At 45.2% G+C, this 14,967-nt stretch carries 14 protein-coding genes; 5 read left to right on the top strand and 9 right to left on the bottom strand.

Annotation, left to right across the window (positions count from 1 at the left end; translation table 11 throughout):
• Positions 1-47: 47 nt before the first annotated feature.
• The 6 genes from odhB to sdhC form a co-directional block, all read right to left on the bottom strand.
• Positions 48-1,253, bottom strand: a complete 1,206-nt coding sequence (gene odhB, locus H2O73_RS14920) for a 2-oxoglutarate dehydrogenase complex dihydrolipoyllysine-residue succinyltransferase (RefSeq protein WP_182109664.1) — start codon at positions 1,251-1,253, stop codon at positions 48-50.
• An 11-nt stretch (positions 1,254-1,264) separates the two neighbouring features.
• Positions 1,265-4,120, bottom strand: a complete 2,856-nt coding sequence (gene sucA, locus H2O73_RS14915; protein ID WP_182109663.1) for a 2-oxoglutarate dehydrogenase E1 component — start codon at positions 4,118-4,120, stop codon at positions 1,265-1,267.
• Positions 4,121-4,225: 105 nt separating this feature from the next.
• Positions 4,226-4,936, bottom strand: a complete 711-nt coding sequence (locus H2O73_RS14910) for a succinate dehydrogenase iron-sulfur subunit (RefSeq protein ID WP_182109662.1) — start codon at positions 4,934-4,936, stop codon at positions 4,226-4,228.
• Positions 4,937-4,949: 13 nt separating this feature from the next.
• Positions 4,950-6,716, bottom strand: a complete 1,767-nt coding sequence (sdhA, locus tag H2O73_RS14905; protein WP_182109661.1) for a succinate dehydrogenase flavoprotein subunit — start codon at positions 6,714-6,716, stop codon at positions 4,950-4,952.
• Positions 6,717-7,061 (bottom strand): succinate dehydrogenase, hydrophobic membrane anchor protein, encoded by a 345-nt coding sequence (gene sdhD, locus H2O73_RS14900; protein WP_182109660.1) that lies wholly within the window; start codon positions 7,059-7,061, stop codon positions 6,717-6,719.
• Positions 7,055-7,447 (bottom strand): succinate dehydrogenase cytochrome b556 subunit, encoded by a 393-nt coding sequence (gene sdhC / locus H2O73_RS14895; RefSeq protein WP_182109659.1) that lies wholly within the window; start codon positions 7,445-7,447, stop codon positions 7,055-7,057. Before sdhC ends, sdhD begins: the two co-directional genes overlap by 7 nt.
• A 396-nt stretch (positions 7,448-7,843) precedes the next feature.
• Between sdhC and H2O73_RS14890 the strand changes: the two genes are divergently transcribed.
• The gene (locus H2O73_RS14890; RefSeq protein ID WP_182109658.1) at positions 7,844-9,133 is read left to right on the top strand and encodes a citrate synthase; all 1,290 of its coding nucleotides are present in this window, start codon (positions 7,844-7,846) and stop codon (positions 9,131-9,133) included.
• Between the two features lie 125 nt (positions 9,134-9,258).
• Here the strand turns inward: H2O73_RS14890 and H2O73_RS14885 are convergent, their stop codons facing one another.
• On the bottom strand, positions 9,259-10,017 hold the full coding sequence (locus tag H2O73_RS14885) for a Nif3-like dinuclear metal center hexameric protein (RefSeq protein WP_182109657.1): 759 nt from the start codon (positions 10,015-10,017) through the stop codon (positions 9,259-9,261).
• Between the two features lie 90 nt (positions 10,018-10,107).
• Here H2O73_RS14885 and H2O73_RS14880 point away from each other — a divergent pair, with 90 nt between their 5' ends.
• A complete protein-coding gene (locus H2O73_RS14880; RefSeq protein ID WP_182109656.1) occupies positions 10,108-10,860 on the top strand; it encodes a DUF1853 family protein in 753 nt (250 codons plus the stop codon).
• 52 nt (positions 10,861-10,912) lie between these two features.
• On the opposite strand, the gene pgm is transcribed toward H2O73_RS14880, so the two are convergent.
• Entirely contained in the window at positions 10,913-12,559 is a 1,647-nt protein-coding gene (pgm, locus tag H2O73_RS14875) for a phosphoglucomutase (alpha-D-glucose-1,6-bisphosphate-dependent) (protein ID WP_182109655.1), read from the bottom strand.
• A 101-nt stretch (positions 12,560-12,660) separates the two neighbouring features.
• The gene (seqA, locus tag H2O73_RS14870; RefSeq protein ID WP_182109654.1) at positions 12,661-13,200 is read right to left on the bottom strand and encodes a replication initiation negative regulator SeqA; all 540 of its coding nucleotides are present in this window, start codon (positions 13,198-13,200) and stop codon (positions 12,661-12,663) included.
• A 93-nt stretch (positions 13,201-13,293) separates the two neighbouring features.
• Between seqA and H2O73_RS14865 the strand changes: the two genes are divergently transcribed.
• The 3 genes from H2O73_RS14865 (at position 13,294) to fldA (ending at position 14,957) form a co-directional block, all read left to right on the top strand.
• Positions 13,294-14,058, top strand: coding sequence for an alpha/beta fold hydrolase (locus tag H2O73_RS14865; protein WP_182109653.1), 765 nt, complete (start codon positions 13,294-13,296; stop codon positions 14,056-14,058).
• 84 nt (positions 14,059-14,142) lie between these two features.
• Entirely contained in the window at positions 14,143-14,364 is a 222-nt protein-coding gene (locus H2O73_RS14860) for a DUF2788 domain-containing protein (protein WP_182109652.1), read from the top strand.
• Positions 14,365-14,423: 59 nt separating this feature from the next.
• Positions 14,424-14,957 carry a flavodoxin FldA gene (gene fldA / locus H2O73_RS14855; RefSeq protein WP_182109651.1) on the top strand — a complete coding sequence of 178 codons (534 nt, stop codon included), beginning with the start codon at positions 14,424-14,426 and terminating at the stop codon, positions 14,955-14,957.
• Positions 14,958-14,967: the final 10 nt, after the last annotated feature.

The raw sequence follows: 14,967 nt of genomic DNA, 5'->3' as shown, positions 1-14,967 counted from the left end.
GGCTAAGAGCGTCGAGCCATCAGAGACAACTCGACGTTTTAGCGATATTAAACGTCTAATAACAGACGCGTTGGGTCTTCAAGTAACTCTTTAATGGTGACTAAGAAGCCAACTGACTCACGACCATCAATCAAACGGTGGTCATAAGATAGTGCCAAATACATCATAGGTAGGATCTCTACCTTGCCATCAACAGCCATCGGACGATCTTGGATTTTGTGCATACCCAAAATTGCTGATTGTGGCGGATTGATAATTGGCGTCGACATCAGAGAACCAAAGACACCACCGTTAGTAATGGTGAAGTTCCCGCCCATCAACTCATCAACCGTTAACTTACCGTCACGGCCTTTGATTGCGAGCTCTTTGATGCCTTTTTCAACATCAGCAAAACCTAGCGTGTCACAGTCTTTCAGTACTGGAGTCACTAGACCACGTGGCGTTGATACCGCCATGCTGATATCAAAATAGTTGTGGTAAACAATATCTTCACCGTCAATCGACGCATTCACTTCAGGGTAACGCTTAAGCGCTTCCGTTACCGCTTTCACGTAGAAAGACATAAAGCCTAAGCGAATGCCATGACGCTCTTCAAACTGGTCTTTGTATTGCTTACGCAGATCCATGATTGGCTTCATGTTTACTTCATTGAAAGTAGTGAGCATCGCCGTGCTGTTCTTCGCTTCAAGTAGGCGATTCGCCACTGTCTTACGTAGTCGAGTCATTGGTACGCGTTTTTGACTGCGAGCAGCCGCAGGCGCTTGTACTGCCGCTTCACCTACCTTTGGTTCAGCTTTTGCTTTCGCCAAATGAGCATCAACATCTTCACGGGTAATACGCCCCCCCACTCCAGTGCCTTTCACTTGAGAAGGCTCTAAACCGTGTTCTGCCAATAGGCGACGAACCGCTGGGCTTAATGCATCGTTACTTTCTTCCGAAAGAGACGCTTTATGGCGCTTATCTGGAGATGCTTGGGTATCTTCAGTAGTATCCGTTGTTGGCTCACCCGCAACTGCACCTGGCTTAAGTCTAGCGATAAGCTGCTTAGACAGAACAGTTGCACCATCTTCTTCGATGATCGCTTCTAATACACCCGCTTCAGGAGCAGGCACTTCAAGCACAACCTTATCGGTTTCGATATCAACAAGCACTTCATCACGCTCAACCGTATCACCCGGTTGTTTGTGCCAAGTAGCAACGGTTGCGTCAGCGACTGATTCAGGTAAATCTGGAACCAGAATTTCAATTGTCATTTCTATCTTCCTTATACTTCTAGTTCTTTATCTGAGGTTTTGGAATCTGATGTATTAGAACCAGTGGTCAAAGCGTCTTCAACCAACGCTTTTTGTTGTTTCAAGTGTACCGACATGTAACCTACCGCCGGAGAAGCCGAAGCTGGGCGACCTGCGTATTTCAGATCAGCACCTACTGGAATTGCGGCGCGGAAGTTATGTTGGCTACAGTACCAAGCACCTTGGTTTTGCGGCTCTTCTTGGCACCAAACAAAATCTTCAACATTGGTGTATTGAGCAATAGCTTCTTGTACGTCTTCCATTGGGAACGGATAGATTTGCTCAATACGTACGATTGCCACATCTTCTTGCTCGTTCTTACGACGCTGATCCAGTAAGTCGAAGTAAACCTTACCTGAACAGAACACCACGCGTTTCACCTTGCTAGGCTCGAGATTATCGATTTCAGGGATCGCCGCTTGGAAGGTGCCATCCGACAGTTCTTCGATGCTCGAAGTACACAGTGGATGACGAAGCAAAGATTTCGGTGACATCACAATCAAAGGACGACGCATCGGACGTACCACTTGACGACGAATCATGTGATACACCTGCGCAGGCGTTGATGGTACGACTACCTGCATGTTTTGCTCAGCACACAATTGTAGATAGCGCTCTAAACGAGCAGATGAGTGCTCCGGACCTTGACCTTCATAACCGTGTGGTAACAGCATGGTTAGGCCACATAAACGAGCCCACTTTTGCTCACCAGAAGAGATAAATTGGTCAATCACGACTTGAGCACCGTTGGCAAAGTCACCAAACTGCGCTTCCCAAATAGTTAAACCGCCCGGCTCTGCGGTGGCATAACCGTACTCAAAGGCCAATACCGCTTCTTCTGACAATACTGAGTCAATCACTTGGAAAGGCCCTTGTTTATCATGAAGATTTGCAAGTGGGATATAGGTGCTCGCATCTGATTGGTTATGTAGAACAGAGTGACGGTGGAAGAAGGTACCGCGACCAGAATCCTGGCCTGAAATACGAATACGCTTACCATCATCAACCAAGGTTGCGTATGCCAACGTTTCTGCCATACCCCAATCAATAGGCTTCTCACCGCTCATCATTGACAAGCGATCGTTATAAAGCTTATTTACACGGCTTTGCAGCTTATGGCTGTCTGGGTACTGACATAGGCGATTGCCTAGCTCAATCAAACGATCTTTATCGTATTGGCTCTGCCATGGCGTATCCCAGTCATGCCCAAGATAAGGAGACCAGTCCACGGAGTGCAATGCCATTGGACGCCACTCTTTCACTACGATATCGCCGCGATCCAATGCATCACGGTATTCGTTGATCATTTGTGTGGCAGTTTCAATATCATGATCACTGCGCTCAATCAGAACATCAGCATACAACTTACGTGGCGTTGGGTGCTTTTTGATTTTCTGATACATGATTGGTTGAGTTGCGTTCGGCTCATCAGCTTCGTTGTGACCGTGGCGACGGTAACAAACAAGATCAATCACAACATCACGCTTAAACTCGTTGCGGTAATCCAAAGCAATACGAGTAACAAATGCAACTGCTTCAGGGTCATCCGCATTCACATGGAAAATCGGTGCCTGTACCATTTTTGCAATATCAGTACAGTACATTGTCGAGCGTGTATCTCGTGGGTTTGACGTCGTAAAGCCAACTTGGTTATTCACCACGATACGCACCGTACCACCGACTCGGTAGCCACGAGATTGCGACATGTTGAACGTTTCAGCCACAACACCTTGACCCGCAATCGCTGAGTCACCGTGAATAGTAATCGGTAACACTGTGCTGCCGTTTTTATCGCCTAAGCGATCTTGACGAGCACGAACCGAACCAATCACAACTGGGTTCACAATCTCTAAGTGAGACGGGTTAAATGCCAACGCTAAGTGAACATCACCACCAGGGGTGGCAAAGTCGGCAGAAAAACCTTGGTGATATTTCACATCACCCGTACCCCATGATTCGCCATGCTTACCCGCAAACTCATCAAATAGGTCTTGTGGTTTTTTACCCAGAACGTTGACTAACATATTCAAACGACCACGGTGAGCCATACCAATAACCACTTCGCGCATGCCGCTGTTACCTGCATGACGAATTAATTCTTTAGTCATTGGAATAAGTGCATCACCACCTTCTAGTGAAAAGCGTTTTGCCCCCGGAAATTTTGCGCCCAAATAGCGCTCAAGACCTTCCGCTGCCGTTAGCTCTTCCAAGAAATTGCGTTTTTCCTCTGCGGTAAATGTCGGTTGACCAACAACTGGCTCCAAACGTTGCTGAATCCAACGTTTTTGCTCAGTGTCAATCATATGCATATATTCTGCACCAACAGAACCACAATAGATTTTCTTCAGTGAAGAGTAGATGTCCTTGAGTTTCATGGTCTCTTGACCAATCGCAAAAGAACCAACATTGAATGTTTCTTCTAAGTCATCTTCATTGAGATTATGGAAGGATGGGTCTAACTCTGCCACGGGAGGGCGATTCCATAGACCGAGGGGATCAAGATCAGCTGCTTCATGACCGCGGAAGCGGCACGCGTTAATGAGCTGTAGAACTTTTACTTGTTTCGCATCGACGTCGGGGTCACTAACTTGGACGTTATAATGCTTTGTTTCTTGAGCGAGTCGACGGAAGTAATCACGGACACGTGAGTGTGGTTGTTCTACCACATCACTTGATGGCTTAGGCAAACCATCAAATACACGAATCCACTCCTCACTTACCAGGTCGGGATCACTGAGATACAGTTCGTAGAGATCTTCTACGTACGTTGCATTAGCGCCACCCAAGTGTGAAGACTCGAGCCATGCCTTCATCACACCGTTGTGCATATTTTCCCTTAACCAGTAGTTTTCACGTTTAGCGCAGTCTATGCCGCGCTTTCATTGACTAAACCGCTACCCACTAACGTGAATAGCGGTAATTTTGTTAATTCACTAAACCGAGCGATTCACCAACATCGATTTAATATGACCGATCGCCTTAGTAGGATTTAACCCCTTAGGACAAACACTTACACAATTCATGATGCCATGGCAACGAAAAACACTAAATGCGTCATCGAGATCGGACAAACGTTCATCAGTTGCCGTATCTCGGCTATCAATTAGCCAGCGATAGGCTGCTAATAGACCAGCAGGACCGATAAATTTATCTGGATTCCACCAGAACGATGGACAAGATGTTGTACAACATGCGCACATAATGCATTCATACAACCCATCTAAATGGGCACGATCGTCTGGCGACTGCAAGTTTTCACGCGATGGTGGCGTAGCATCGTCAGCCATCAAGAATGGTTTCACTTTGGCGTAGTTATCATAAAACTGAGTCATATCGACAATCAGATCGCGTACAACCGGTAAGCCTGGTAGCGGACGAATCACTAACTTATCACCCTCAAGTGCAGACAAAGGTGTAATACAAGCCAAACCGTTTTTGCCGTTCATATTCAGACCATCAGAGCCACAAACACCTTCACGGCATGAACGGCGGAACGAAAGAGTTGGGTCTTGTTCTTTCAGTAGAATAAGCGCATCCAAAAGCATCATGTCTGAGCCTTCTTCTACCTCAAGAGTGTAGTCTTTCATGTATGGCTTATTATCAACATCCGGGTTGTAGCGATACAAAGAGAAGTTCAATTTCATCGTCAATCCTCCCTTAGTATGTACGAGCTTTCGGCGGGAAAGCTTCACGGTATATAGGTTCCATATTTACACCACGCTTAGACATTGCTTCAGTCTCTGGGTTGTAAATGGAGTGACATAGCCACTGCTCATCATCCCTATCTGGGAAGTCAAAGCGAGCATGCGCACCACGACTTTCAGTACGGAAGTTCGCTGCCACTGCCGTTGCGTAAGCCGTTTCCATCAAGTTCTCTAACTCAAGGCACTCAATTCGCTGAGTATTGAACTCGGTTGACTTATCGGCAAGATGGGCATTCTTCAAACGCTCGCGGATCACTTTCAGCTCTTCAAGGCCTTTGGCCATCGCATCACCTTCACGGAATACCGAGAAGTTGTTCTGCATACATTGCTGGAGATCTTTACGAATCTGCGCAGGGTCTTCACCGTCAGTACTGTTTTCCCAACGATTGTAACGCTCAAGTGAACGTTCAATATCTGCATCCGTTGCTGGTTTTGCCTCAGCTTGCTTATCAAGAACTTCGCCAAGGTGTAGACCCGTTGCACGACCGAACACTACAAGGTCAAGCAGTGAGTTACCACCTAAACGGTTAGCACCATGCACCGATACCGAAGCAATCTCACCACACGCAAACAAACCTTGAATTTCAACATCATTGCCTGCTTCATCTTGCTTAATCGCTTGACCAGAGACTTGTGTTGGCACACCACCCATCATGTAGTGACAAGTAGGAATCACAGGAATAGGTTCTTTCACTGGATCGACGTGAGCAAAGGTACGTGATAGCTCACAAACACCTGGGAGACGTGATTCCAATGTCTCTTTACCTAAGTGATCGAGTTTTAGCTTAATGTGTGGACCCCAAGGACCATCACAGCCACGACCTTCACGTATTTCAATCATCATCGAACGAGCAACAACATCACGACCGGCCAAATCTTTGGCATTCGGCGCGTAACGTTCCATAAAGCGCTCACCGTCTTTATTAAGCAGGTAACCACCTTCACCACGACAGCCTTCCGTTACCAACACGCCCGCACCAGCGATACCTGTTGGGTGGAACTGCCACATTTCGATATCTTGCATTGGCACGCCAGCACGAATTGCCATGCCAACACCATCGCCAGTATTGATATGCGCATTGGTAGTCGAAGCGTAAATACGGCCTGCACCGCCAGTCGCAAGAATTGTCGCTTTAGATTTGAAATAGCACACTTCACCAGTTTCCATGCAAAGTGCGGTACAACCTAGAATTGCGCCATCTTCGTTCTTCACCAAATCAAGCGCATACCACTCAGAAAATACGGTGGTTTTGTGTTTGATATTTTGTTGATACAAGGTATGCAAAAGAGCATGCCCTGTGCGGTCCGCCGCTGCTGCGGTACGAGCAGCTTGCTCGCCACCAAAGTTTTTCGACTGACCACCAAACGGACGTTGATAAATCGTACCGTTATCGAAACGAGAAAACGGCAAGCCCATTTTTTCAAGTTCGATCACGGATTCTGGACCGTTTTTACACATGTACTCGATCGCGTCTTGGTCGCCGATGTAATCAGAGCCTTTGACGGTATCGTACATATGCTGTTCCCAATGATCTTCGTGCGCATTACCTAGCGCAACCGTGATTCCGCCTTGAGCAGACACAGTGTGTGAACGAGTTGGGAAAACTTTTGATAGTAGAGCACAGGTTAAACCTTGCTCTGAAATTTGTAGAGCGGCACGCATACCCGCACCACCTGCGCCGATAACCACGGCATCGAATTCACGAACTGGAATAGACACTTACGCACCCCACAGAATAAACAGACCAGAGAAGAAATAACCAAGCAACAATGCCACAACACCGACTTGTAGCCCGCCGCGTAATTTTGCGCATTTGATGTAATCAGTCAGAACTTGCCACATGCCAATCCAAGCGTGAATCAACACACAAGTAAGAGCAATCATGGTGAATGCTTTAGTAAAGTTGCCAGCAAAAAACTGGGTCCAAGATGCGTACGAAATATCGCTAAAAGCACAGAAGCTCACGAGATAAATCGTATATAGCGTCATAATGATTGCAGTCGCACGAATTAGAAGGAAATCGTGCACACCATTACGACCGAATGATGAAACATTGTTTACCATACTAATACCCCCGCCAACAGAGACAACACTGCTGTTATGCCAAACGACACTTTCGCGCTCATCGCGCCAGTATCAAGTTCTTCAAAATGACCTAAGTCCATCAATAGATGGCGTACACCGCCAACGATGTGATAGGCCAAAGCGGTAAGTATTCCCCATAGGATAAACGTAACAAACCAGCCGTCGACAATATCAACAGCTTTCATATAACCTACAGGAGATGATAGAGATAAAGACAGCAACCACAACAGGATACCGACTGCTACAAATGTGATCACACCTGACACACGATGGAGAATAGATGCGATAGCAGTGATCGGAAAGTTTATGGTTTGCAAGTCTAGGTTTACAGGTCTTGACTTTCTTTCTTTCACGGGCTTGCTCACTCAGCTCACTAGAGCATTTATAGTTATTGACGAAATTGGTAGCTGAACCCTTTAAAACAATAACAAAAAATTAACAAACAACCCCTCATACCACCCAGTTAATTGTAAATAAATTGTTAACAACAAGTCTTGGAAGTTTGATTTATAATTCTTTCAATCCTTGAATTTATTAGGTTTCTCCCAAATTTCACGTCACCAATATACGGTTGGCAACATTCTAATACAATTAGCGTAACAATTTTTGCTACACAGAACAGATTTTTAACTTAATGTGCGTAAAAAATAATAACAAGAGCACACATCAGAGGAGATTTATTGACTTTAGTAACGAACAGACGTACAAAAATGGCACACAAACATCCTGGATGGATTAAATAATAAACAAAGGAGATTGTTATGGCGGATAAGAAAGCGACCCTTCATATTGAAGGTGAAGCGCCAGTCGAGCTGCCGATTATGGATGGGACTATTGGTCCTCAAGTAATCGATGTTCGCAAACTTGGAGCTAATGGCTACTTTACATTTGACCCAGGTTTTCTTGCCACTGCATCTTGTGAATCTCAAATCACTTACATCGATGGTGGCAAAGGCGTGCTATTGCACCGTGGTTTTCCTATCGATCAATTAGCGAACAACGCTGATTATTTAGAAGTCTGTTACATTCTTCTTTACGGTGAAGCCCCAACCCGTGAGCAATACGAGCAATTCAAAACGACAGTAACACGACACACTATGGTGCATGAGCAAATTGCTAGCTTCTTCCATGGTTTCCGCCGTGACGCGCACCCTATGGCTGTTATGTGTGGTGTAGTCGGTGCACTTGCTGCGTTTTATCACGATTCACTTGATATCAATAATGACGTACACCGTGAAATTGCGGCGTATCGTCTCATCTCGAAGATGCCAACATTGGCTGCCATGTGTTACAAGTACTCAATTGGTCAGCCGTTCATCTACCCACGTAATGACTTGAACTACGCAGAAAACTTCCTACACATGATGTTCGCAAACCCATGTGAGGAGTATGACGTAAACCCAGTTGTTGCCCGTGCGATGGATAAAATCTTCACACTACACGCAGACCATGAGCAAAATGCGTCAACCTCAACAGTACGTCTAGCCGGTTCTTCTGGTGCAAACCCATTCGCTTGTATCGCCGCAGGTATCGCGTCTCTATGGGGACCAGCACACGGTGGTGCAAACGAAGCTTGTTTGAAGATGCTAGAAGAAATTGGTAGCGTTGATAACATTCCAGAATTTGTCGATCGTGCAAAAGACAAAGATGACCCGTTCCGTCTAATGGGCTTTGGTCACCGTGTTTACAAAAACTACGATCCACGTGCAACCGTAATGCGTGAAGCGTGTCATGAAGTGCTTACTGAGCTAAACATTCAAGACCCACTACTTGATGTTGCAATGGAACTTGAGCGCATTGCTCTGTCTGACGAATACTTTGTTTCGAAGAAGCTTTACCCAAATGTGGACTTCTATTCAGGCATCATTCTGAAAGCGATCGGTATTCCGGTATCAATGTTCACGGTAATTTTTGCCATGTCCCGTACTATCGGTTGGATTGCGCACTGGAATGAAATGCACAGTGATCCTGAAAACCGTATCGGTCGTCCACGTCAGCTTTACACAGGTGAAGTTCAACGTGAGTTCCGTCCGCTACATGAACGTGAATAAGCAAGCATAATGAATCAGCTAGCTGATTAACATGAAAAAAGGTTGACCAATGGTCAACCTTTTTGTTTTTTACTGCACGCGTATTTTAGCCGCTATTGTCATTTCGAAGTGGCGATATTGAGTGGCTACACTGGATTATCGATATCAACAAAAGTGACATCAAACCCATGTTCGCTTGCTAACCACTCGCCCAACGCCTTAATGCCATAGCGTTCTGTCGCGTGATGTCCTGCAGAGAAATAATGGATATCTTGTTCACGCGCCGTGTAAGTTGTGCGCTCAGAGATCTCACCGGAAATAAACGCATCAAGACCATGTTGAGCCGCAAGTTCTATATAATCTTGTCCGCCACCAGTACACCAACCTATTGTCTCAATAAGCTTTTCTGCGTTCTCTGGCGCGATGTGCAGCGGAGTTCGTGATAATACTTGGGTAATACGTTGCGAGAGTTGTTCGCCCGTTAGTGGCTGTTTTAGGCGCCCGTACATGGCTACCGATTGAGGATGCCCTTCTAGACCACCTTCAACCTCAATTTCCAGTAGACGCGCAAGCTCAGCGTTATTACCAAGCTCAGGATGAATATCAAGCGGTAAATGATAACCCAACAAATTGATATCGTTTTTAATCAGAGTGCGGATTCGCTTACCCTTCATACCGCGAATCGGCTCAGGCTCACCTTTCCAAAAATAACCGTGATGTACCAATAGCGCATCGGCACCTAACTCCACCGCTTTATCAATCAAAGCTTGTGATGCCGTGACACCTGTGACGATCTTATTGATTTCCACACAACCTTCAACTTGCAGACCGTTTGGGCTGTAATCTTTGATCAGTTGCGCTGAGAGTTTTTCGTTAAGTAATTTTTCTAGTTGTAGATTATTCATCTTACTTTCCAGTATCCTGACTTAAGCGAAGTTATAACAACTTCACTATGGAATGTCGAAACAAACCCTACCTTTTGATAGTGAGCTAACATGAGTGCTCTAACTGACTTTTATAACTGGATTACCACCAGCCCGAACCTTATTGAGCACGATGAGGTTTTCTGTGATTTACGCTCTCTGTCACCATTGCCACTCAATAGTGACGCCATTTATCAAGGCAACTCAAGGCTAGGCTTTGTCTATCAGCATCTTTGCACACAAGCATTTGAATCGAGCCCTCACTACAAGGTGCTGCTTGAAGAGGTTCAGTTGTCTGAGCAGGGAAAAACGTTGGGTGCGATAGACTTGATTATAGCGAATCAACTCAATCAACATATCGAACATTGGGAAGTGGCAGTCAAATTCTATTTGCTGCATCAAGGTGTTTGGTATGGTCCCAACGCACATGATCAACTCGACAAGAAATTGCATCGAATGCTTAGCCATCAACTGGCGATGTCCAACAGTGACGTTTTCCGACAACAGTACCCAGAGTTAAACGTCGATGCCCATCATCTATTGATGCAAGGGCGGCTTTACATCAATCCATTCCATGACGAACAACCGCCCAATCACTGCTTAGGTCATAAACTAAATTCCAGTCAAATGAATGGTTATTGGTGTTATTACTCTCAAGCGGATCAGATCCCGCAAGCGTTGTATGAGCTACCAAAAGTTCGCTGGGCTACCGGCAAAGATGACCACGCTAAGCAAATCAAACCAAACAGAGATAGATTCATTCATGGACAAACAGCGGATGGGCAGTTCTGGTTTGTGGTACCTGACTGCTGGCCAAATAAATAAAGGCAACCTCTTGGTTGCCTTTATGTTCAAACATTGAATTACGCTCAGCAGTTTACAGCCCGGCGTCTTTAAATACTTGATTAACGATCTCTTGCGCTTCAGCTTCTATTTGCTTTAGGTGTGCTTCACCTTTAAAGCTTTCACAGTAGATCTTGTAGATATCTTCGGTGCCAGAAGGACGCGCAGCAAACCAACCGTTTTCCGTTGTTACTTTAAGACCACCGATTGCCGCACCGTTACCAGGCGCATGAGTCAAACGAGCAGTGATGGTGTCGCCCGCAAGCGTTTCAGCAGCAACCATCTCAGGGCTAAGCTTCTTCAGCACCTCTTTTTGAGGACCATTGGCGACCGCTTGAATACGGTTGTATTGCGACTCACCATGCTTGGCTGCCAGTTCTTCGTAGTACTGCTGAGGGTTCTTGCCTGTAACCGCCGTGATCTCAGCTGCGAGAAGACACAGAATAATGCCGTCTTTGTCTGTCGCCCATGGTGTGCCATCTTTACGAAGGAATGAGGCACCCGCACTCTCTTCGCCACCAAAGCCAAACTTACCGCTATAAAGGCCGTCAACAAACCACTTAAAGCCAACTGGGACTTCACACAACTCACGTCCAAGATCAGCCACAACACGGTCAATTAAAGCACTAGAAACCAGCGTTTTACCTACCGCAACATCACTACCCCAACCTTGACGGTGGCGGTAAAGATAATCAATACATACCGCTAGGAAATGGTTTGGATTCATCAAACCTTTCGCGGTAACAATACCATGACGATCATAATCAGGGTCGTTACCAAACGCGAGATCATAATCATCTTTTAGCGCAAGTAAGCCCGCCATTGCGTAAGGTGATGAACAGTCCATACGTACTACGCCATCTTTATCCAATGACATAAACTGGAAGGTCGGATCAATCGCTTCACTGACTAACGTAAGATCAAGGCTGTACGCCTTGGCAATTTGGCGCCAGTAATCAATGCCACTGCCACCTAATGGATCGACACCCAATTTTAGATTCGCTTTTTGAATCGCCTGCATATCGATAACATTGACCAGATCATCAATGTATGGCTTCACCAAATCGATTTGTTTGAACAGTGGTGATGCTTTCGCTTGAGCCAAAGGCATGCGTTGAACACCCTGTAGCTCCTCAGCAATCAGTGCATTGGCACGGTTCTCAATCGCTTTGGTTAGCGAGTCTTCAGCAGGTCCACCATGAGTTGGATTGTACTTGATGCCGCCGTCTTGCGGTGGGTTATGTGATGGCGTGATCACAATGCCATCAGCTTTATCATGATGAGCGAGGTTATAAGTCAAAATAGCATGCGAGACGCCAGGCGTTGGCGTATAGCCATTATTCTCCTGGACAATCACCTCGATATCATTGGCAATCAACACTTCAACCACACTTGAAAATGCCGGTTCTGACAGAGCATGAGTGTCTTTACCTACAAATAGCGGACCTGTTGTCCCCTGCTCAGCACGCACTTCAGCGATAGCTTGAGCGATAGCTAAAATATGGTTCTCATTGAAGCTTGATTTATCTGCTGTACCACGGTGACCTGATGTACCAAACTCAACTCTGTGGCTTGGATTACTCGGTTCCGGTTGCAGGAGAAAATAATTAGAGACTAACGCAGGGATATTGTGCAGATCCTTCTGCTGAGCCTTTTGTCCAGCTCGTGGGTGCATAGCCATTTTGACATCCTTTCTAAATAAACAAGTAACCTCGAGATGCTCGGGTATATAAAAAAAGCCCCATAAAACTTAGCGAATTATGAGGCTGTTAATTTTGTGAATTAGATTGAGTTAGCCACTTTCTCAATCAAATCCGCAGGGAAACTCATGCGAGACATCAGTTGCTCAACCATTTGTCTTTTGCGACTAGTGTTATTATTGGTGATCACCCAAAATGGTGATGCTGGAATCGCTTTTGGTTTAGTTGTGTTACCACTCGCTAGCAATGTTTGCTCGTCTTCTGCAAAGTATACGCGCTTACGACCTTTAACTTGAGTCGCTTCAGAGAAGCCCTCTGGGTCAAGACGGTGCAAAGTTGACAATACCATCATAAAGCGATCAATCGCTTTCTTAAGACCAGCAAACTCATCCGAGATTAACAGAGAACGCATTTCTTTTACGTAATCTACCTGCACGTCTTTCACAGCGTCTTTACTTACCACAATACCTTTTGGTGGGGTCATGACTAATGGTGCTTCTGCAGAAACTTTACCATCGACATTCAATAAACGACGTAAAATATCTGAAGCACTCTCACCAATGTGTTGGGTTTGACCTGCGATGTAACGGTATAGATCCTCATCAACCTCAATTGTTTTCATTCGCTTTTCACAATCTCTATGTTTAAACTCTGTGGCGATTATAGCGAGATCTTCTCTTAGACTCTACGTTAAACCAGTCACGAATAAGATAAAATGTCACAACTGCTCAACTACAAACTCGAAGGTGAGGGTCACACCATAGTATTGATCCACGGATTATTCGGTAATCTTGATAATCTTGGTCTGCTTGCGCGCAATTTAAAGCAGGATCATCAAGTTGTTAGCGTTGATCTTCGTAACCATGGACAATCATTCCATTCAACGCAGCACAACTACCAAGCTCAAGCCGAAGATGTGAAAGCATTATTACTGCATCTTAAGATTGAACGCTTTACGCTGGTTGGTCACTCAATGGGTGGCAAAGTCGCGATCAAAGTGGCTGAATTGCTTGAACACATGGTTGAAAAGCTCGTTGTATTGGATATGGCACCTGTGCATTACACTCAAAATCGACACAGTAATGTCTTTTCTGGTTTACAAGCCGTCGAAGCGGCAAAGCCAAGCAGTCGTAAAGAAGCTCTTGAACTTTTAGCGCAACATATCGAACTGGAAGGTGTGCGCCAGTTTTTGAGTAAATCGTTATACAAGCATGATGACTATTTGGCGTGGCGATTTAACGTACAAAACTTGTTGGACAATTATCAAGACATTCTCGGCTGGGAAACGATTCAAACCATCAATACGCCAACATTGTTTGTTAAAGGGGCGAATTCCGACTATTTGCTTGCTGAGCACCAACCACAGATCCAAGCTCAATTTAGTCAAGCAAAAGCGCATATTATTGCCAATACTGGTCACTGGTTACACGCAGAAAAACCTGACGAAGTGCTCCGAACCATTCGTAAATTTATTGCATAACGACAAAGTGAGAAGCTTCCACATTAACTTTGGCTTTTAACAGTGGTATAGTGCAGCGCAAGTAAATTGGCATAAAGGGATATCATGCTTTACGACTACATGAACATGCTTGAGTCTATTGGTCTCGATCTATTATTCGCCTCGGTCTTTTTTCTGATTGGTATGGCGATAAAAGATGTACTTCACGCCGGCAATGTTCCTACTTTTGGTCGTAGAATAGTATGGTTGGTACTGTTTCTCGGTTGTGCTGGATTTGTCGCGAAAGGGCTGATTCAGTTGAGCTGGGAAGGTACAGGTTTAGGCTAATAGACTACCCCCCTTATTTTAGATGCTAGTAAGTAGACAATATTAAAGGTAATGAATCTATGGCAAGTGTAGGTATCTTCTTTGGTAGCGACACAGGTAACACTGAAGCTGTTGCAAAGATGATTCAAAAAGAATTAGGCAAGCAACTAGTTCACGTTCAAGACATTGCGAAAAGCAGCAAAGAAGACATTAATAACTTTGATCTTCTTTTACTTGGTATCCCTACTTGGTACTACGGTGAAGCGCAATGTGATTGGGATGACTTCTTCCCTGAGCTTGAGCAAGTCGACTTTTCTACCAAACTTGTTGCGATCTTCGGTTGTGGTGACCAAGAAGATTATGCAGAGTACTTCTGTGATGCAATGGGTACAGTACGTGACATCGTCGAGTCAAAAGGCGGTACTATCCTTGGTAACACCTCTACTGAAAGCTATGAATTCGAAGCGTCTAAAGCACTAGTAGAAGGCGACGATAGCCAATTTGTAGGTCTATGTATCGACGAAGACCGTCAACCAGAATTGACCGATGATCGCGTTAAAAACTGGTGTAAGCAAATCTATGAAGAAATGTGCCTAGCAGAGCTAGAAGGCTAATTTCAAAAAA

It is taken from the genome of Vibrio marinisediminis, assembly GCF_014050145.1.
GTDB lineage: Bacteria > Pseudomonadota > Gammaproteobacteria > Enterobacterales > Vibrionaceae > Vibrio > Vibrio marinisediminis.
This window is presented reverse-complemented; position numbering and strand designations above follow the sequence as displayed.